Annotated in this window: 16 protein-coding genes; 7 read left to right on the forward strand and 9 right to left on the reverse strand. The window is 58.3% G+C overall.

What is annotated here, in order from left to right; translation table 11 throughout:
• Positions 1 to 4: 4 nt before the first annotated feature.
• The 6 genes from J2X72_RS17545 to J2X72_RS17570 all read left to right on the forward strand — a co-directional run bounded on the left by J2X72_RS17545 (position 5) and on the right by J2X72_RS17570 (position 5,358).
• Entirely contained in the window at positions 5 to 481 is a 477-nt protein-coding gene (locus J2X72_RS17545) for a tripartite tricarboxylate transporter TctB family protein (protein ID WP_310073947.1), read from the forward strand.
• Positions 481 to 1,977, forward strand: a complete 1,497-nt coding sequence (locus J2X72_RS17550) for a tripartite tricarboxylate transporter permease (protein WP_310073949.1) — start codon at positions 481 to 483, stop codon at positions 1,975 to 1,977. The genes J2X72_RS17545 and J2X72_RS17550 overlap by 1 nt, the downstream gene beginning before the upstream one ends.
• Positions 1,974 to 3,344, forward strand: coding sequence for an MmgE/PrpD family protein (locus J2X72_RS17555; protein ID WP_310073951.1), 1,371 nt, complete (start codon positions 1,974 to 1,976; stop codon positions 3,342 to 3,344). The genes J2X72_RS17550 and J2X72_RS17555 overlap by 4 nt, the downstream gene beginning before the upstream one ends.
• Positions 3,341 to 4,105, forward strand: coding sequence for a 3-oxoacyl-ACP reductase family protein (locus J2X72_RS17560; RefSeq protein WP_310073953.1), 765 nt, complete (start codon positions 3,341 to 3,343; stop codon positions 4,103 to 4,105). Before J2X72_RS17555 ends, J2X72_RS17560 begins: the two co-directional genes overlap by 4 nt.
• Positions 4,106 to 4,241: 136 nt before the next feature.
• Positions 4,242 to 4,802, forward strand: a complete 561-nt coding sequence (locus J2X72_RS17565; protein ID WP_310073954.1) for a chromate transporter — start codon at positions 4,242 to 4,244, stop codon at positions 4,800 to 4,802.
• A 1-nt stretch (position 4,803) separates the two neighbouring features.
• Positions 4,804 to 5,358, forward strand: coding sequence for a chromate transporter (locus tag J2X72_RS17570; protein WP_310073956.1), 555 nt, complete (start codon positions 4,804 to 4,806; stop codon positions 5,356 to 5,358).
• On the opposite strand, the gene J2X72_RS17575 is transcribed toward J2X72_RS17570, so the two are convergent.
• From J2X72_RS17575 to J2X72_RS17585, 3 genes are read right to left on the reverse strand one after another with little or no spacing between them, the layout of a single operon-like run.
• A complete protein-coding gene (locus tag J2X72_RS17575) occupies positions 5,347 to 6,369 on the reverse strand; it encodes a 4-hydroxythreonine-4-phosphate dehydrogenase PdxA (RefSeq protein ID WP_310073958.1) in 1,023 nt (340 codons plus the stop codon). The genes J2X72_RS17570 and J2X72_RS17575 overlap by 12 nt on opposite strands.
• Positions 6,366 to 7,469 (reverse strand): tartrate dehydrogenase, encoded by a 1,104-nt coding sequence (locus tag J2X72_RS17580; RefSeq protein WP_310073960.1) that lies wholly within the window; start codon positions 7,467 to 7,469, stop codon positions 6,366 to 6,368. The genes J2X72_RS17575 and J2X72_RS17580 overlap by 4 nt, the downstream gene beginning before the upstream one ends.
• Positions 7,470 to 7,481: 12 nt before the next feature.
• Positions 7,482 to 8,558 (reverse strand): tartrate dehydrogenase, encoded by a 1,077-nt coding sequence (locus J2X72_RS17585; protein ID WP_310073962.1) that lies wholly within the window; start codon positions 8,556 to 8,558, stop codon positions 7,482 to 7,484.
• 169 nt (positions 8,559 to 8,727) lie between these two features.
• Between J2X72_RS17585 and J2X72_RS17590 the strand changes: the two genes are divergently transcribed.
• The gene (locus tag J2X72_RS17590) at positions 8,728 to 9,681 is read left to right on the forward strand and encodes an alpha/beta hydrolase (protein ID WP_310073963.1); all 954 of its coding nucleotides are present in this window, start codon (positions 8,728 to 8,730) and stop codon (positions 9,679 to 9,681) included.
• Between the two features lie 136 nt (positions 9,682 to 9,817).
• Here the strand turns inward: J2X72_RS17590 and J2X72_RS17595 are convergent, their stop codons facing one another.
• The 6 genes from J2X72_RS17595 to J2X72_RS17620 form a co-directional block, all read right to left on the reverse strand.
• The gene (locus J2X72_RS17595; RefSeq protein ID WP_310073965.1) at positions 9,818 to 10,888 is read right to left on the reverse strand and encodes an isocitrate/isopropylmalate family dehydrogenase; all 1,071 of its coding nucleotides are present in this window, start codon (positions 10,886 to 10,888) and stop codon (positions 9,818 to 9,820) included.
• Between the two features lie 12 nt (positions 10,889 to 10,900).
• Positions 10,901 to 11,995 carry an AbrB family transcriptional regulator gene (locus tag J2X72_RS17600; protein ID WP_310073967.1) on the reverse strand — a complete coding sequence of 365 codons (1,095 nt, stop codon included), beginning with the start codon at positions 11,993 to 11,995 and terminating at the stop codon, positions 10,901 to 10,903.
• Between the two features lie 11 nt (positions 11,996 to 12,006).
• Positions 12,007 to 13,422, reverse strand: coding sequence for an MmgE/PrpD family protein (locus J2X72_RS17605; protein WP_310073969.1), 1,416 nt, complete (start codon positions 13,420 to 13,422; stop codon positions 12,007 to 12,009).
• 116 nt (positions 13,423 to 13,538) lie between these two features.
• Positions 13,539 to 14,294 carry an FCD domain-containing protein gene (locus J2X72_RS17610; RefSeq protein ID WP_210002898.1) on the reverse strand — a complete coding sequence of 252 codons (756 nt, stop codon included), beginning with the start codon at positions 14,292 to 14,294 and terminating at the stop codon, positions 13,539 to 13,541.
• 121 nt (positions 14,295 to 14,415) lie between these two features.
• Positions 14,416 to 16,149, reverse strand: a complete 1,734-nt coding sequence (locus J2X72_RS17615) for an iron ABC transporter permease (RefSeq protein WP_210002899.1) — start codon at positions 16,147 to 16,149, stop codon at positions 14,416 to 14,418.
• Positions 16,150 to 16,155: 6 nt separating this feature from the next.
• Entirely contained in the window at positions 16,156 to 17,202 is a 1,047-nt protein-coding gene (locus J2X72_RS17620; RefSeq protein ID WP_310073974.1) for an extracellular solute-binding protein, read from the reverse strand.
• Between the last annotated feature and the right edge of the window lie 9 nt (positions 17,203 to 17,211).

Genomic DNA, 17,211 nt, shown 5'->3' on the forward strand with positions numbered 1-17,211 from the left:
CCCTATGAACAAAGATTTTATCAGCGGCGTTGTTCTTCTTGCCGTCTCCGGGACGTATTATACCTGGTCCAGTGAAATAGCCGACAGCACCTTGTCCGATGAAGTGGGTGCCACCGGCTTGCCGCATGTGCTGTCCGTTATCCTTGCCATTCTTGCTGTCCTTTTGATGGCACGGGCCATGCTCGCCAGACGGGTTCGAACGGCGGCAGCAGCAGACGCCGACGACGAGGGCGACGCCGGTTTGCCGCGTGCGATCGGGTTTCTGCTTCTGGGCGCAGTTTACGTTTTTGTCCTTCCGTTTATCGGCTACGTCGCGGGCACTGCCCTGTTGATTGGCGCGGTCGCACTGTATGAGGGCGCCCCGCGTAACTGGGTGGTGGTGACAGCGGCGGTTGGCGGTGCGGTGTTCTACTGGGCGATTTTCGTAAAACTGCTCGGCGTCCATCAGCCGGTAGGCTCGTTTTTTCAAGGGATGTTCTGATGACCACACTCTGGGACATCATCCACCTGTTGACCGAGACGCCACTCTTCTTCGTTGCCATTGGCGGGCTCACCTGGGGCATTCTTGGTGGTGCTTTGCCGGGCATATCCGCGTCCATCACCATGGCACTCGTTTTGCCCTTCACCTACACGATGGACCCGGCCCAAGCGATTGCGCTGTTGGCCTGCGTCTATATCGGTGCTGAATATGGCGGGTCGATCCCGGCCATTCTCATAAGAACGCCCGGCACCAACTCTTCGGCCGCCACGGTGATCGACGGCTATGAAATGAATCGCCAGGGACGTGCCGGAGAGGCACTCGGCATTTCGCTGATGTCCGGCGTCGTTGGAAGTCTCTTTGGACTGGCGATGCTGATTTTGCTGACCGAGCCCTTGTCCTGGCTGGCGCTGGCGTTCACGCCGCCATCCTATTTCGGTCTCGGCATCCTCGGCCTCAGCGTGATCGCCTCCATGAGCGGAGGGTCATTGATCAAGGGCCTTGCCGCCGCGACCGTCGGATTGATGATCGCGACGGTCGGCACGGACCCGATATCCGGGGTTACCCGCTTCACCTTCGATATTCCCGATCTTCTTGGCGGCATCGAACCGGTACTCGTCATGGTTGGTCTGTTCGCACTTACCGAGCTCATGAGCCAATCCGGCTCGTCGACCGTCCTGCAATTGAACGAGACGATCAGGATCAAGCTGCCAAGCTGGTCGATGATGAACAAGCTCAAGCGCTCGCAGACTATCGGTTGCATTCTTGGATTGTTCGAAGGATTGACCCCGGGAGGCGGGGGATCCATCGCCGCGTTCATGTCCTACAACGAAGCCAAGCGCTGGTCGAAAACACCACAGCTATTCGGCAAAGGCTCGGAGGAAGGCGTCGCAGCGCCGGAAGCTGCCAATAACACGGTGGCAAGTACAGCCCTAATCCCGCTGCTCAGCTTCGGTATCCCAAGCTCCAATTCTACAGCCGTCCTGCTTGGCGGCTTGCTGATGCACGGGCTGATCCCTGGCCCCCGCCTGTTCGAGCAGAGCGCGCAGGTCATCGACAGTATCTATGTCGGCTCGTTCATCGCTATCATCGCGCAGATCGGCGTCGGAATGATTATCCTGCCCGCCTGCATCTGGCTTGTTAACAGACCACGGGCTTACCGCGCCGGATTTATCTTTGCTCTAATCCTGTCAGGCATCTTCACCCTGAACAACAGTCTGTTCGATCTCGGCATTGCACTTGCACTCGGCCTGGTTGGCTATCTTATGAGGATCGCCGGCTTCCCCGTGCTGCCGATGATCCTCGGTGTCGTGCTCGGCCATATGGTGGAATCGAGCTATCGCCGGTCGCTCGTCCTGTCAGGCGGCGATCACATGATATTCCTTCAGGATCCGATCGCCGTTTGCCTGCTGTTGATCGCTCTCATCTTCGTCGTCTTTTCGCTTAGCCGCGAATTCCGCGACGCCCGCAAGACCAAAATCGAGGAAGCGCATTCATGAACCATTCCGTCCCGACATCGACGCCTGTGGCGGTCAAACTGGCGGCCTTTGCCGAGGAGGCCGCGCCACCATCTGCAGTCGCTGATGTCTGCCGCCGCCTGGTATTCGATATTATCGGTCTTTCCATTGCTGCAAGACACACGGACTACGTCCGCGCCGCGGTCGCCAGTGCAGTGGATGAAGGGTCGTGCACCGCCTATGGTCACGATCGCGGTCTTGGGCTTTACGATGCCGCGCTGGTCAATGGCACAGCCGCCCACGGCGAGGACTATGACGACACTTTTGAGGGAGGACCCATTCACGCCGGCGCGGTAATTGTCTCGGCTGTTCTGGCGATGGCCGAAAAGCGCGGTCTCGATGGCAAGGCAGTGATGCGCGGCATTGCCGTCGGTTCCGAATTGATGTGCCGGATGAGCCTTGTTGCACCGCAGGCGACCCACAAGGCCGGCTTCCATCCGACCGCGATATTTGGTGCTCCCGCCGCCGCCGCCGCAGTTGGTGCGGCACTCGGTCTCGACGCCGCAACGATCGGCAGGGCACTCGGCATTTCCGGAAGTCTCGCGTCCGGCATCATCGAATATCTCGCCGATGGCAGCTCAACCAAGCGTCTGCATGCCGGGGCTGCGGCGCAGGCGGGGCTGCGGGCCGCTCTTCTTGCAGAAGGCGGGTTTACAGGACCGATTACCGTGTTCGACGGTTCGCATGGGTTCTACAAGGCCTTTGCTCCATCGAAGACGCCGGATTTCGCACCGTTGCTCGATGGACTTGGCAAAACCTGGATCCTGGAAACGCTGGCTTTTAAGCCCTACGCGTGCGGAACAATGACACAGCCGTTTATCGATTGTGCGAAAAAGCTGGCAGCCGCGGGTGTGCTACCGGCGGACATTGTTTCTATCACTTGCAAGGTAGGCGAGGGCACCGTTCATCGTCTGTGGGAACCACTCCCTGAAAAGCACCGGCCGCCCAACGGCTATGCCGGAAAATTCTCCACTCCCTTCTGCATGGCTGTCGGTTTCCTCGACGGTGAGGCGGGTCTCGGGCAGTTTACCGATGAACGTGTCAAGGACCCGGAGGTGCGGGCCCTTGCCGCCAAGATCTCCTACGAAATCGATCCGAACGATCCTTATCCCAAAAACTTCACCGGCCACCTCAAGGCAACCCTGAAGGACGGAACCGTGCACGAATTCAATCAGGCCTACATGCGGGGCGGCGCACATGAACCATTGCCGGATGCCGAACTGGCTTCCAAGTTCGAGGCCAATCTGCGTTTCGGCGGCTTTGACAGCGGCAAGATCGCAGCATTGCGTGACACCCTCAATCAGATAGCAGAGGGCCGCAAAGTGGATTTGAGGGCGGCGCGGGCATGAGCAAGGACAATCGGGAGCTCAATGGCCGCGTCGCACTGGTAACGGGTGCATCGCGCAATATCGGACGCGCGATCGCCCTTGCACTAGCCGAAGCTGGCGCTTCGATCGCCATCGTTGCAAGGTCGGACGAGGCGGCGGCTGAATCCGTAGCACGCGAAGTCGAAGCACACGGCGGCCGGGCAATTGTGCTTCTCGGCGACGTGGCACAAGAGACCGACGCGGATCGGCTGGTCGGCAAGACTGTGGAAATTCTCGGCGGTCTCGATCTGCTCGTCAACAACGCGGCCATCCGGAGGGAAGCTCCAGTCGAGAAGCTGACTTTCGCCGATTGGCGCGAGGTCATGGGTGTGACCCTGGACGGAGCGTTCCTGATGAGCCGCGCTGCGATCCCTCACCTGATCGCAGGCGAGGGGGGAGCAATCGTCAATATCGGTGGTCTGACCGCCTATACCGGAGCGATGAACCGCGCCCACGTCATTTCAGCCAAGGCCGGGCTCGATGGGTTCACCAAGGCCTTGGCGCATGAGCTTGGTCCGCGGGGCGTTACTGTGAACCTGGTCTCGCCCGGAATGATTGATACCAATCGCGCCCATACCTCATCCGGAGGCGAGCCGGCTCACCATAATACGACGCGTACACTGGTCGGCCGGCGCGGCACGCCTGAAGAAGTTGCGGCCGCGGTGCTCTATCTTGCCGGCCCGGCAGGGCGCTTCATAACGGGACAAACAATGCATGTGAACGGTGGGGCTTTCCTGCCCTGAAGCAGGGTGCGGAGTGGTCACGACAATATGTGCTGAACACGTGAAATTGCCGGTTGACTAACGCCAGCAGGAGACCCAAGACGGGATCAGCGCGTATCAAGTTAGAGTCGTTCAGACAAAGCAACGGACACAGCCCTTGACTTCTCCAGTCCCTGCCTCTCCGCTAGAAACACCACGCCTTCGTTCTCTCTTTCTACTCTGCTTCAAGATCGGTGTCTTGAGTTTCGGCGGAGGCCTCAGCGGTTGGCTCTACAGGGAGTTCGTCCTGAGCAAGCGCTGGATCGACGAAGAGGATTTCTCGAGCAGTCTGGCGATTTCGCAAATGCTCCCTGGTGCGAATGTGGTCAATCTGGTCATCTGCATGGGGGAACAATTGCGCGGACCTGTGGGCGCATTGACCTGCGTTCTTGGCTTTCTTGTCGGTCCGTTCTTTGCGGTCGTCGGTCTTTGCCAGTTGTTCGATGCCCTTGCCGGCTATCCCCTGCTGCCGGTGATTTCGGACGGCGTCGCCTTCGCTGCAATGGGCCTCTTGATCATCATGTGTGTTCACGGCGTGCGCAGGGCGATGCGATTTCCTCCGTCCATTGTTACCATTGCGGTGACGGCGGTACTTGTCGGAATTTTCCGCTTTCCCCTCATTCCGGTTGCCTGCGTCATCGCCCCGATCAGCGTCGCTCTGGCCTGGCGGAGAATCTGAAGTGCGTTTCGACATCCTCGTTGCAATCGCGCTGGTGTTCATCCCATTTTCGCTCACCTCGATCGGCGGCGGCGCAGCGATTGTTGCGGGTATCCAGCACGAAACGGTCACTGTTCATGCCTGGGTGAATTCTCGCGAATTTCTCGATCTGTTCGCCGTGTCGCGCGCCGCCCCCGGACCTGGAATGATGCTTGCGACCGTGATTGGCTGGAAGGTCGCTGGCTGGCTCGGCGCTTTCGTGGCGACGCTCGCTCTGTTCGTTCCGTCATCGCTACTATGCTACTCAGTCTTCAAGTTGACAAACCATCATCGCGACAAGAAATGGCATCGCGCTATGCGGGAGGGTTTGGCGCCCGTCGGTATCGGCTTGATCATCGCTGGCGTCTTGTCTTTGTTCAGGCTCGCCGATGGAGGGGTCACAGCCTTAGTAATCGCTGGCCTTTCAGGCGTAATCCTGTACTTCGCGCCAAGATTTCCGGTCTTGGGCGTACTGGCACTTGGCGGTCTCGCCGCTATGTTGGCATCGACATTGGGTACCTGGATTTCAAGCCCGTAGCGCGCTGAGCCGTTTGAACTGAACCAGCCTGCTGGCAAGTTTTATTGCGTTTTCAAACGCCCCGATATCAGCCACGCCTTTGCCGACGATATCAAATGCCGTCCCGTGTGCCGGAGTTGTAAAGACGGTATCGAGGCCGGCGGTCACCGTCACGCCTCTATTGAATCCGCGCATCTTTGTCGCGATCTGGCCCTGGTCATGGTACATGGAAAGTACACCGTCATAATCTCCGGCGAAAGCCTTGAGATAGACCGTGTCGGACGGGAAAGGACCCTCGCAATTGATGCCCTTCGCCGCCATCGCTTGGACAGCAGGGCGAATGATTTCGATTTCTTCGCTTCCGAACAAGCCGCCCTCTCCGCCGTGCGGATTGAGTGCTGCGACGGCAAGCCGTGGAGACTCGATCCCGGCCTTTTTCATCATTGTCGTCGCCAGAACAATTGCATCTTCGATTGCTGGGCGGTTGATCTGCTCGACGGCGTGCCTAAGCGAAACGTGCGATGTGACGCGCGACATCCACTGATTGTCGAGTACATTCATCTCGCTGAAATAGCCCTTGTGACCGAGCAGATGGGCGAACATCTTGTGCTCGTCGGGAAATTTCCATCCGCCATCATACATGGCGCGTTTGTTGAGCGGTGCGAAGGAAACGGCGTCGACTTCTCCAGCCTTGGCGAAATCGATTGCCCGTGACAATGTTTCACCGGTTACGCGACCGGATTCCGCGCTGCCGACCCCGGGTGCATAAAGTGCGGGATCGGTGTTGGCGAGGTCGATGAGCGGCACGGTGTCGTCTGACCAATCGATCGTGGCGGGCGACGTATAACGCTTATAGGAAAATGATGCCCTTGCCTGGCGCATCCCGAGATCGATGACCCGTGCATCGCCAACAACGACGATGCGGGCGGTGCTCGACATCCGCCGGTCGTGCAGAATTCGCGCGGTCTGTTCCGGACCAATTCCCGTGCAATCGCCGGGTGTCAGGGCAATGATTGGCAGTTCTTTACTCATGACGCCCTCGACGAATTCGCATTGGACGACGAAAGCGCGTCGGCGATCGCACTTCCGCAGGAAATTGTATTTGCTGTGCCGCCGAGATCGCCGGTCCGTGAAGCGGGATTGGCGAGCACCGCCTCGATTGCATGAATAATAGCTGCCGCCGCTTGCGGGTGACCGAGATGCTCGAGCATCATGGCTCCCGCCCAGATTTGCCCGATCGGGTTGGCGATGCCCTTGCCGGCGATATCCGGCGCCGAACCATGTACCGGCTCGAACAGCGACGGAAAATTGAGCTCCGGGTTTATGTTGCCCGAAGGCGCGATCCCGATGGTTCCCGTGCAGGCAGGGCCGAGGTCCGAGAGGATATCGCCGAAAAGGTTGGATGCGACAACGACATCGAAACGATCGGGGTTGAGCACGAAGTGCGCGCAAAGAATATCGATGTGATACTTGTCCCAGCGCACGTCGGCGTAGGACTTTGCGATCTCTTCCACCCTCTCATCCCAATAGGGCATGGTGATCGAGATACCGTTGGATTTGGTCGCTGACGTCAGGTGTTTCTTGCCTCGACTCTGGGCAAGCTCAAAAGCGAAACGGAGGATGCGGTCGACGCCGATGCGGCTCATCACCGTCTCCTGTATGACGATCTCCCGCTCGGTTCCAGGATACATCTTGCCGCCGATTGAAGAATATTCACCCTCGGTGTTCTCGCGAACAACGAAGAAGTCGATATCTCCGGGCTTGCGGCCGGCCAAGGGTGACGGCACTCCTGGCATCAGCCGTACGGGGCGCAGGTTCACATATTGGTCGAACTCGCGCCGGAACTGCAGGAGCGAGCCCCATAGGGAAATATGATCCGGAACGGTCTCCGGCCAGCCGACGGCGCCGAAGAAGATCGCGTCATGGCCGCCGATCTGCGCTTTCCAATCCTCTGGCATCATGCGACCGTGCTCGGCGTAGTAATCGCACGATGCAAAGTCGAAGGTGTCGAACTTCAAATCGAGATCGAATTGGTCCGCGGCCGTTTTGAGGACGCGCAATCCTTCCGGGACGACCTCTTTTCCGATGCCGTCGCCGGCAATCACCGCAATCTTGAGACTGTTGGCTGGCATCTTGTTTCCTTCCTATTCGTTGTCGCCGAGAATTGCCGCACAGATCGCGTCGGTGACCATATCTGTGGTGGCATTGCCGCGAAGGTCCGGCGTGTGAAGTGCCGGATCAGCGGTGACCCGTTCGATGGCTCGCATGAGCCGTGCTGCGGCAGCGGGTTCTCCGAGGTGTTCCAGCATCATGACCGCCGACCAGAATGTCCCGACCGGGTTCGCGATGCCCTTGCCGGTGATGTCGAAGGCAGAACCGTGGATGGGTTCGAACATCGAAGGAAAGCGTCCCTCGGGATTAAGGTTTGCGGTCGGTGCGATGCCGATCGATCCGGCGAGGGCGGCGGCGAGGTCAGAGAGAATATCGGCATGAAGATTTGTGGCGACGATCGTATCGAGCGATCGGGGGTTGAGCGTCATGCGTACGGTCATCGCGTCGACCAGCATCTTGTCCCAGGTAACATCGGGAAAACCGCTTGCAACCTCGCGGGCGATCTCATCCCACAATACCATGCCATGGCGCTGAGCATTCGACTTGGTGACGACGGTCAGGAGCTTGCGCGGCCGCGATTGCGCCAGCTGGAAAGCAAAGCGCATGATGCGGGACACGCCGGCGCGCGTGAAGATAGAGACTTCCGTCGCCACTTCTTCAGGCAACCCCCGGTGCGACCGGCCACCCTGGCCGGCGTATTCCCCTTCCGAATTCTCGCGGACGATTACCCAATCGAGATCCTCGGCGGTAACGCCCCGCAAGGGGCTTTCGATACCCGGCAGGATGCGAGTCGGGCGTACATTGGCGTACTGGTCGAAAGGCTGGCAAATGGCAAGGCGCAGGCCCCATAGCGTCAAGTGATCAGGAACGTCCGGTGCACCCACTGCACCGAAATAGATAGCGTCGAAGGCTTTCAACTCATCGATGCCGCGCTCGGGCATCAGGACGCCATTCGCTTTATAGAAATCCGATCCCCAAGGAAAATTCTCGACGTCGACAGTGAAATTGCCATCGCGGGTTGCGCAGGCTTCAAGGACACGAAGCCCGGCCGCAACAACCTCCTTGCCAATACCGTCGCCCGGAATGGCTGCGATCTTGTGTGTCTTCATTGAATTGACTCCTTGGCGGGGCATTTTTGGCAATTCCGTTTTCATTTACTCGGATGGCGATTTTTTTCGTGATTGTCAATTATAAATTGTTGACAATTTACAGAAATGGGCATGACGTGGTCTCCAGGAGATCATGCAGGATTGATAGCAAGCGAGAAGGAGAAATGCGATGTCGCTAATCGAGCCGATGTCCAAGGTGCCCCCGTTCTTTGAAGAAAAGGGAAAGCTGATGCACGGTTTTCGCTATGAGCGGATACGAACTGCGGGCGCGGAGATCAATGTTGCGATCGGTGGTGAAGGGCCGCCGCTTCTGCTGTTGCACGGCAATCCGCTGACCCATGTCAGCTGGCATAGGATCGCGCCCGCGCTCGCCAAAAGTTTTACCGTTGTTGCCCCTGACCTTCGCGGCTATGGCGACAGTTCGAAGCCTGATGGCAAGGACGATCATTCGGCCTATTCATTCCGTGCCATGGCGGAGGACAACGCAGAAGTCATGTCGCACTTCGGCTTCGAGAAGTTTCAGGTCGCCGGACATGATCGCGGTGCGCGCGCTGCTTTCCGTATGGCGCTCGATTTTCCCGATCGCGTCGAGCGGCTGGCTTCGCTTGATATTGTGCCGACATATCATGCCCTTACCAACGTTACTCTTGGCTGGGGTCTCGAGGCCTATCATTGGTTTTTCATGGCACAGAAGGCGCCATTCCCTGAAAAGCTGCTGACAGCCGACCTCGACTACTACATCGACTATAAACTAAACAAGAAGGGTGTCGGCCTTGAGATATTCAGCCCGGAAGCGATGGCTGAATACAAGCGCTGTACCACGCCTGAGCAGATCCATGCCGTGTGTGAAGACTACCGGGCGACCGTCAGTGTCGATCTGGCGATGGATACGGCAGACTTCGGCAAGCGCAAGATCGACTGTCCGGTGCTGGTTCTGTGGGGTTCCAACAGCCATTGCGGGCGTCATTTCGCTCCGCTCGAGGCATGGCGGCCCTGGGCTCCCGACATGCGAGGCTGGGCGATGCCAACCGGCCATTATCCGGCTGAACAACGTCCCGATCTGGTCTATGACGCGTTCTGGAAATTCTTCAGCGGCCAGGAGCCGGAAGAGATCACGGCTTAGTCCAAGGGCGGCGCCGTAGGCCGCACAATGGCGCTGTTACCCTCCCCATTATGGGGAGGGAAGCTGCGAAACAGCAGGGAGGGTCTTGGGCGAACTTGGCGAACTGCCAATTCCATCAGATTTAACCGTTCACGACCTAACCCAGCGCCGCGATAATTCCTTTTGTCATTCCGGCCGTGTCGGCGGTCCCCTTGATATCGCGGGTACGCGTAGCGGGATCGCCGAGTGCCGTAGCGATTGCTTTCTCCATGATGGACGCTGCCTCCACGGCCTGAGCTATCTTCCGGCTATGGCCCAGCCACTCGATCATCATCCGTGCGGATTCAATCATGGCGAATGGATTGGCTATGCCCTTGCCGGCGATATCGGGAGCGGAGCCGTGTGTGGCCTGCGCCATCGCCAGGTTGCCCTCACCGATACACAGGCCAGGTGCCATACCCAGACCGCCGACGAGCCCAGCCGCTTCGTCCGTCAATATGTCGCCGAACATGTTGGTGGTAACGATGACGTCGAAACTCTGCGGATCCCGAATGAGGCGCATCGCCATGGTGTCGACGATGACCTCGTCGACAGTCACCTCGGGAAATTCCTTGGCGACCCGGTGGCATTCTTCAACAAACATGCCGCAACCAAGCTTGAACACGGTGTTTTTGTGGACAAGCGTCAGTCGTTTTTTACGTTGCTGCGCGATTTCGAATGCGGCCCGTGCCACACGCGATGAGCCGACGCGTGTAATGACGCGAACCGAGATCGTCACATCTTCCGTCGGCCGGAATTCGCCAGAGCCGGCAACCACGTTGCGGTCGGGCTGGAAACCCTCATTGTTCTCGCGCACGATGACGAGATCGATGCCCTCGTGAATGGCGCCAAGTCCAGGGAACGATTTTGTGGGACGGACATTGGCGAAGAGGTTGAAACCTTTGCGCATGATGGGATGCGGATTAATTGCACCGGGTACCTTTGGATAAGCCTGATGTCCGATTGGACCGAGAATGAAGCCATCCATCTTCGAAAGCGTTTCCATCGTCCCTTCGGGAAAAGTCGAGCCGTGTGTGTCAAGCGCCGACCGACCGATCGGCATCGGCCGCCAATCGATTTGCAGACCCGTCTTGGCGGCCGCTGCGCGCGTCACTGCTACGGCTGCCGGCACGATTTCATGGCCGATGTCATCGCCGTTTAGAATGCCGATCACGAGATGGCTTGTCATGGAATGATCCTTTCAATCAGAGGATGCGTCGAGGCGACGCGAAAAGGTTTCAAATATCCGAAAAGTGAAGAGGATCGTCGTCATCACCACAGCAATCCGGGTGATCTGGAATGCGGTGACGGTCGTCGCATCGAGATGCATCCCCGTAGCGGTGAGGGCCATTTCAGTCACGCCGGCCGGCGCTACGGCCAGTAAGCTGGTGACGAACGAAAGGCCCGTCGCCGCCGAAAGCGCCAAGGCTATTGCCATGGCAACAGCGAGCAGGAACGCCGTGGTGACAAGAGCCGAAGTTGTCACACGCCACAGCCTGCCGAGGAGCGATCGTCTGAAGCGGCAGCCGAGCCAAACGCCGATGACGACCTGTGCGATCGTAAGCACAGTCGACGGAACCGCGAACGGCCCAAAGCCGAAGCCGGAAACGAGGGCGCCTATCGCAGCCGGGACAAGCAGCCAGGTATTGGGCAACTTCAATCTTCGCACGAGAAATGCAGCGGCAGCGCCCACGGCGAACAGGCCAACCAGCGGGATCGCTTCGCCACGAAAAGGGATCGGCGTCAGATGAATACCGCCATCCTCGCCAAATATAGCTACCAGGAACGGAACGATCGTTACGATCGAAGTAACGCGGATCAAATGGACCACAGCGACAGTATCACTGTCCGCGTTCTTCTGATGGGCGACCACGGCCATTTCCGCAAGCCCGGCAGCGGCGGTGGCGAAGAAGGCGGTCTTGCGATCGGTGCCGGCAAGCTTTTGCAGTATCAACGCGGCAATCATCGTTGCAATGATCATCAAGATCGTAGCAAGCAGCATGAACGGCAGCAGCTTGACGATGGTAATGATCACGACCGGAACAAAGCGCAAGCCGATAGCCAGGCCCACGGCCACCTGGCCAAGCTCCCGGCCGTAGGGCAATGCAGCAAGTGGCGCACCCATGATGGAGGCGCTGCCACAAGCCAGAAGCGGCCCGAGGAGATACGGTAGCGGCATAGAGATGCCTTGAGCAGCGACCGCCCCCGCGAGGCCGATCAGCAATGCCAGACCCATTCTCGCGAGAGTGCGGTCGAAGACACGCGGACCGCCACCCAATGTTCCCGAGTCTGGCATGATGGATTTCGTCAGGCGACGGAGATAAGACGCGCTGACAGATCGTCCAGAGTACTAAGGGTTTCCAGCCCGCGCACCAGTTCGACTATCTCATTCGCCTTGCTGCGGGACATCCCCGCAAACTCGGCGTTTTCCCGGAACTTGTTTGCGACCTCGTCATAGCTCATCGGGAATGCCGGACTGCCCTTGCCAAAATCGGCGCGCCCGGAAATCTTGCGGCCATCCTTGAGCTCGATATCGATCAGCGTTGTCATAAGGTGATAGCCTGCTGCTTCGGCCTCATCGTCTATAACGAAATCGACCTTCTCGATCATGGCCTTGACATCCTCGCGTTCGACCGCAGCGTCTGTGAACTCATTAAGGCCGGCACGGCCTTCGAGCAGTAGGATCGCCATGCAGAATTCCATGGAGAATTTCGCCTGCAGTTCATCCTTGGGACGGTGATGGATCAAGGCATTCGGCATGTTGGAATTGGTGCCGACGCGGACATGCTTCACGTCCTCGGCGCGAATGCCATGCTCTTTGATCAAGCGCAGCATTTCAGTCATTCCGGGATGGGTGAGGGAGCCCGACGGATGCGGCTTGATGGAGATGCCAGGATTGGCGAAAGTCCAAGGCGCGCCCAGCTTGTCGAAAATGGCGCTCTGATCGTAGCCGCCGCCTGCTGCGGCAAAGAACCCGCGCGGTGCCTCAAGTATCCGAGGCGTGGCGGTCCAGCCGTAGGACGCGAACTGTGCAGCCGCAACGCCGCTCTCCGAGGATCGCCCTGCGTGAAATGGCTTTGTCATCGTACCGAAATTCTCGCGCAAACCCGCGGACTGGCTGCCGGCAATCGATAGCGCACGCTGCGTGGTTGTGACGTCGAAGCCCATCAGTCTGGCGCTTGCAGCTGCTGCGGCGAAAGTTCCGCACGTAGCCGTCGCGTGAAAACCTGTCTGGTAGTGACGGGGCGCGATTGCCTCTGCGATCTTGCACTCGACCTCGACGCCGAGGTGATATGCCAGCATGAAGTCCTTGCCGGAAGATTTGACAAGCTCGCCGATCGCAAAGGCAGCTGGCAAGGCAGGTGCCGTCGGATGTGTGAGCAAGCCGTAGACCCGATCTTTGGCGACGGCCAATTGTGTGTCGTCATAGTCATCCGCGTGGATGCCGACGCCGTTGGCAAATGCGGCGAACCGAGGCGCTACCTTGCGGCCGCCGCCGATGACGGTCGCGGCGCCATCCGCAAGCCCGAGATCTCCGAGATGCTGGCGAACAAGTTCGCCGCTTTTGGCAACCGAACCGGACAGGGCAAGACCGAAGCCGTCGAGTATTGATTTCTTGCCGAGTTCGATAACCTCATCCGACAAATCAGCGTATGCTGTTTCGACCACGAATTCGGCCACGTATTTCGTCAACTCGATGTCGACTGCCTTGTTCTGATTCATCCCAAATCCTCTTATTTCACGTCTGTCTTGAGTAAATTCTCAAATCGACTGTGCTGGGAGGATTGTTAATTGTCAACAGTTTTGTGTTTGCAAAATCTTGGTAGTCGGATCGAGCTTCAGGTTTCGTCGCGGGATTTCTCGTCGCTCGCTTTGCGCGATTGTTTCTCAACCTGTTCAACCGGCCCTGGCTGTCCAGCTTGACGGGTACGTACGATGCCATTGAGAATATGGGTGCGCGCAGCGATGAGACTGCGAACGGGGTCGCGCGCTTCCAGCGCATCGACAATGGCACGATGTTCCTCGTTGGAGATGTGGAGCACGTCGTGGCTGGAAAGGGCGCGATAGCGCTGGATATGCAATTCGCGCACAAAGCTCTGGTAGATGAGTTCGAGGCGATTGTTACCGGCCATATGTGTGATTTGCTTATGGAACTCGAGATTGACCGGGTAGTAGATGTGTACGTCACCGAGTTCGACAATTTCATCCATGCGCTGCAATAGCGCTCGAAGGATGGCGATCTCGGCGTCGGTCACGCGCTCGGCCAGCATCATGGCCATGCATCCGAAGACGCCGGCCCGGGCTTCCGACAGGTCCTGGGCTTCGTCATTGGTAAGCGCCCGTATAAAGAAGCCGCGGTTGGGGATGATCTCGATAAGGCCCATGGCAGCCAACGCGCTGCAGGCTTCGCGGATAGGTCCGCGGCTCACACCGAGGCGCTGGGAAAGACCGTTTTCGTTCACCCGCTCATTGGGCTTGAGCTCGCCATCGATGATCATCCGCTCGATCTCGGCCTGTACAACATTGGCGAGCGAACGGGTGCGAAGGAAATCAATCGCGGATAGATTTTGCGGGGCGTTCGTTATCTCTGACATGCGCAAGCCATTGTGAAGGTTCCAGTACAAGCGGGAGCAAGAACCTTGCGGATTGCTCCTCCAGCCTCGTTTAGCAGCAATTCCAGCGATTGGCGACCCTGCGAGAGGCAGGGCAGCAATGCTAGCCTCGCGTATTCATTTGCGAACCACCAAGTACCGGAACCCGGTTGGCGACAAACACCACGGCAAAAGAAGCGGCAAGAAGAATGATGCCGAGAACACAGATCGCCCCGAGATCGCCGCTCTCGTTAAGATCGTAGATGATGACCGACACGAGCTTGGTATTGGCGGTCGTCAGCAGGATCGTTGCGGAGAGTTCGCGAATTGTGCCGACGAAAACGAAGCACCAGGCCGCGACGACGCTCGTCCGCAGCAACGGCGCTGTGATATCCCAAAGGGTTCTCAACCGTGAAGCGCCCACGATGCGGCCAGCTTCCTCCAGTTCGGGGTGGACACCGGAAAAGGCCGAGGACATCTGTTGATAACCAGCCGGGAGCTCGATGGTCATGAAAGCGATGAGCAGGATCCAGATGGTGCCATAGAGTTGGAAGGTGGGATTGGCATAGCTGAGGAACAGGCCAACGCCGAGAACGATGCCCGGAATCGCAACTGGGGCCGTGGCAAGGACGCCGAGGAAACCAGAACCCGGAACCGAGCGGCGGATTACCAGATAAGATACGATCAGCGCGATGGCGGTGACGGCAGTCGCTGTCAAGAATCCAAGGAGAAACGTATTGCGAAGGGCGAGCTGTGTCGCCGAGAATTCAAACAGGACGAACCGCCAATGGCTCAACGTCAGTGTGCTGAGGTTGATCGGGTCGCCGACAGTGCCGGTGAACGCCGTCTTGATAATAGCCAGATAGGGCAAGATGATCGTCAGGCTGAGCACGCAAAAAACGAAGGCGATGGCCGGCCATTTCCATGGGCCGAGTTCGGTGATCCTTGGTGTGCCACTCTTGCCGCCCAGCACCGTGTAGCCCTTGCGTCCGAGGATGGATTTCTGTGCGCGCAGAAGAATGACGGTAATAATCAGCAAAGGCAGCGCAGCGGCGGCCGCAAGGCCGAGACGCGGTGGAAACTGAAAAAGGCTCCAGATTTTTGTGGTGATCACATGAAACCCGGCAGGCAATGCGAGGATCGCCGGGGAGCCAAACATCGTCAGGGCCTGCAGAATGGCAATCAACGTTCCCGCAAGCATGGCCGGAAGGACCAGCGGAATAGTCACCTTCCGCAACGTCGTCATGGATTTGCCGCCGAGAATTGAAGATGCGTCTTCTAGATCGGATGGAACTTTGTCGAGTGCGTTCGCCACAAGCGTGAAAACGTAGGGGAAGGTGAAGCAGGCGATGGCAAAGACGAGGCCGCTGAACGTATAGATGTTCACCAGATACTCGGACGCTTCGAGACCGAAAACGCTCCTGTATATGATATTGACGATGCCGCTGTTTGGCGCGGCCAATATCTCGTAGGCGATAGCACCAAGAAAGGGTGGAGTGACGAACGACGCTGTCACCAGCATCCGGATCGTCCGTCTGCCGGGTAAGTCCGTGCGCGCAACAAGCCATGCCATCGGCGTTGCGATGAGGCAGGCGAGGACGCCGACGGCCAAGGCCATTCCGATAGCAAGGCCGTAAGCGCGAAGAAGCGTCGGGTCGGCGACCAGGGCAATGTAATTGGCCAAGGTCGCGCCCGCGCCGGTATCGCTTCGAAAGCTGTAATAGACGAGCCAGAACAATGGCAGGAGAACCAGGACACTCAGGACAAGCGTCAACAGAGCGAAGGTCGGCCATGAAAAATCGATGCCGCGGCGCCGACCTTGAACCGGCAAGGCTTGAACCTGAATGTCACTGGTCATGATCAATTATGTCCCGAAATACTTTTCATAGTTGGCTTTGATGGTGGGAATCTCAGGCTCGAGCTTCTCAGGATCAGAATGCAGAATCTTGATCTTCGCCAAAGGCGTGCGATCGGCTTTTTCCTTGACGCCCGGGTGGAATGATCTCAGCCCGCCGAAATCGCTGTTGAGCTGCTGCGCATCGAGCGAAAAGAGGAATGCGTAGAACAGCTTGGCAGCATTCGGGTTGGGTGCCTGTTTCAGGACCGCCGCATTACCCACAGCGAGCGGTGTACCTTCGTCCGGGTAAACGATCTTGATGGGTTTTCCCTCGTCGATGAGACGGAAGACGTTGTATTCATTGCCATCGACTTCGAGCGCCCGTTCGCCCTGGGCGAGCTTCTTCGGAGGCTCGGTCGAAGACTGCACCTGCATTATGTTTTGCTTGCCGAGCTTTTCGAAATAGTCCCAGCCAAGAAGCTGGCTCAGCACGAATGTCGAAGTCATCACCGTGCCGCTATAACCTGGGTGCGCCTTGACCATCTTGTCCTTGAAACGGGGGTCAAGCAAATCTTCCCATGTCTTCGGGGCGTCGGCATCCTTCATCAGGTCCGTACGGTAGGCGATGACGGATAGATGCGCGCGATAGGCGGCGAAGTTACCGTCGGGGTCGCGCTCATCGGCGGGCCATTTGTCGGCCACTTCCTGGGGCACCATGGGCGCAAGCCAGCCCTGGCGCTTGAAATATTCGAAATGCACTGCATCGGAAGTCTCGATGACGTCTGCATTGTAGATGCCGGTCGAGTATTCCTGACCAATGCGCTGGAAGACCCGTTCGGATCCGGCGCGTTCCACCTGCACTGCTATGCCCGGGTACTTGGATTTGAAGAGCTCGGCGAGCTTTTCTGCCACCGCGACGTCGGTTGCGGTGTAAAATACGACCTTGCCTTCAGCCTTGGCGGCCGCTTCGAGCTCGGGGGTAATCTGATACGGCGCCGGTGCTTCAGCCCAGGCGGCGGGCGCGGCCGCCAGTCCCGTAGCTAAGAGTGCGGCAGATAAAGCTTTCTTCCACATGCATAGTTC

This window comes from Phyllobacterium sp. 1468, assembly GCF_031455525.1.
GTDB lineage: Bacteria > Pseudomonadota > Alphaproteobacteria > Rhizobiales > Rhizobiaceae > Phyllobacterium.

Coding starts and splice junctions, on each gene's coding strand:
- J2X72_RS17595 (WP_310073965.1), bottom strand. CDS start 10,888: ATGACAAGCCATCTCGTGATCGGCATTCTAAACGGCGATGACATCGGC.
- J2X72_RS17560 (WP_310073953.1), top strand. CDS start 3,341: ATGAGCAAGGACAATCGGGAGCTCAATGGCCGCGTCGCACTGGTAACG.
- J2X72_RS17580 (WP_310073960.1), bottom strand. CDS start 7,469: ATGCCAGCCAACAGTCTCAAGATTGCGGTGATTGCCGGCGACGGCATC.
- J2X72_RS17585 (WP_310073962.1), bottom strand. CDS start 8,558: ATGAAGACACACAAGATCGCAGCCATTCCGGGCGACGGTATTGGCAAG.
- J2X72_RS17550 (WP_310073949.1), top strand. CDS start 481: ATGACCACACTCTGGGACATCATCCACCTGTTGACCGAGACGCCACTC.
- J2X72_RS17575 (WP_310073958.1), bottom strand. CDS start 6,369: ATGAGTAAAGAACTGCCAATCATTGCCCTGACACCCGGCGATTGCACG.
- J2X72_RS17620 (WP_310073974.1), bottom strand. CDS start 17,202: ATGTGGAAGAAAGCTTTATCTGCCGCACTCTTAGCTACGGGACTGGCG.
- J2X72_RS17605 (WP_310073969.1), bottom strand. CDS start 13,422: ATGAATCAGAACAAGGCAGTCGACATCGAGTTGACGAAATACGTGGCC.
- J2X72_RS17590 (WP_310073963.1), top strand. CDS start 8,728: ATGTCGCTAATCGAGCCGATGTCCAAGGTGCCCCCGTTCTTTGAAGAA.
- J2X72_RS17600 (WP_310073967.1), bottom strand. CDS start 11,995: ATGCCAGACTCGGGAACATTGGGTGGCGGTCCGCGTGTCTTCGACCGC.
- J2X72_RS17545 (WP_310073947.1), top strand. CDS start 5: ATGAACAAAGATTTTATCAGCGGCGTTGTTCTTCTTGCCGTCTCCGGG.
- J2X72_RS17610 (WP_210002898.1), bottom strand. CDS start 14,294: ATGTCAGAGATAACGAACGCCCCGCAAAATCTATCCGCGATTGATTTC.
- J2X72_RS17555 (WP_310073951.1), top strand. CDS start 1,974: ATGAACCATTCCGTCCCGACATCGACGCCTGTGGCGGTCAAACTGGCG.
- J2X72_RS17615 (WP_210002899.1), bottom strand. CDS start 16,149: ATGACCAGTGACATTCAGGTTCAAGCCTTGCCGGTTCAAGGTCGGCGC.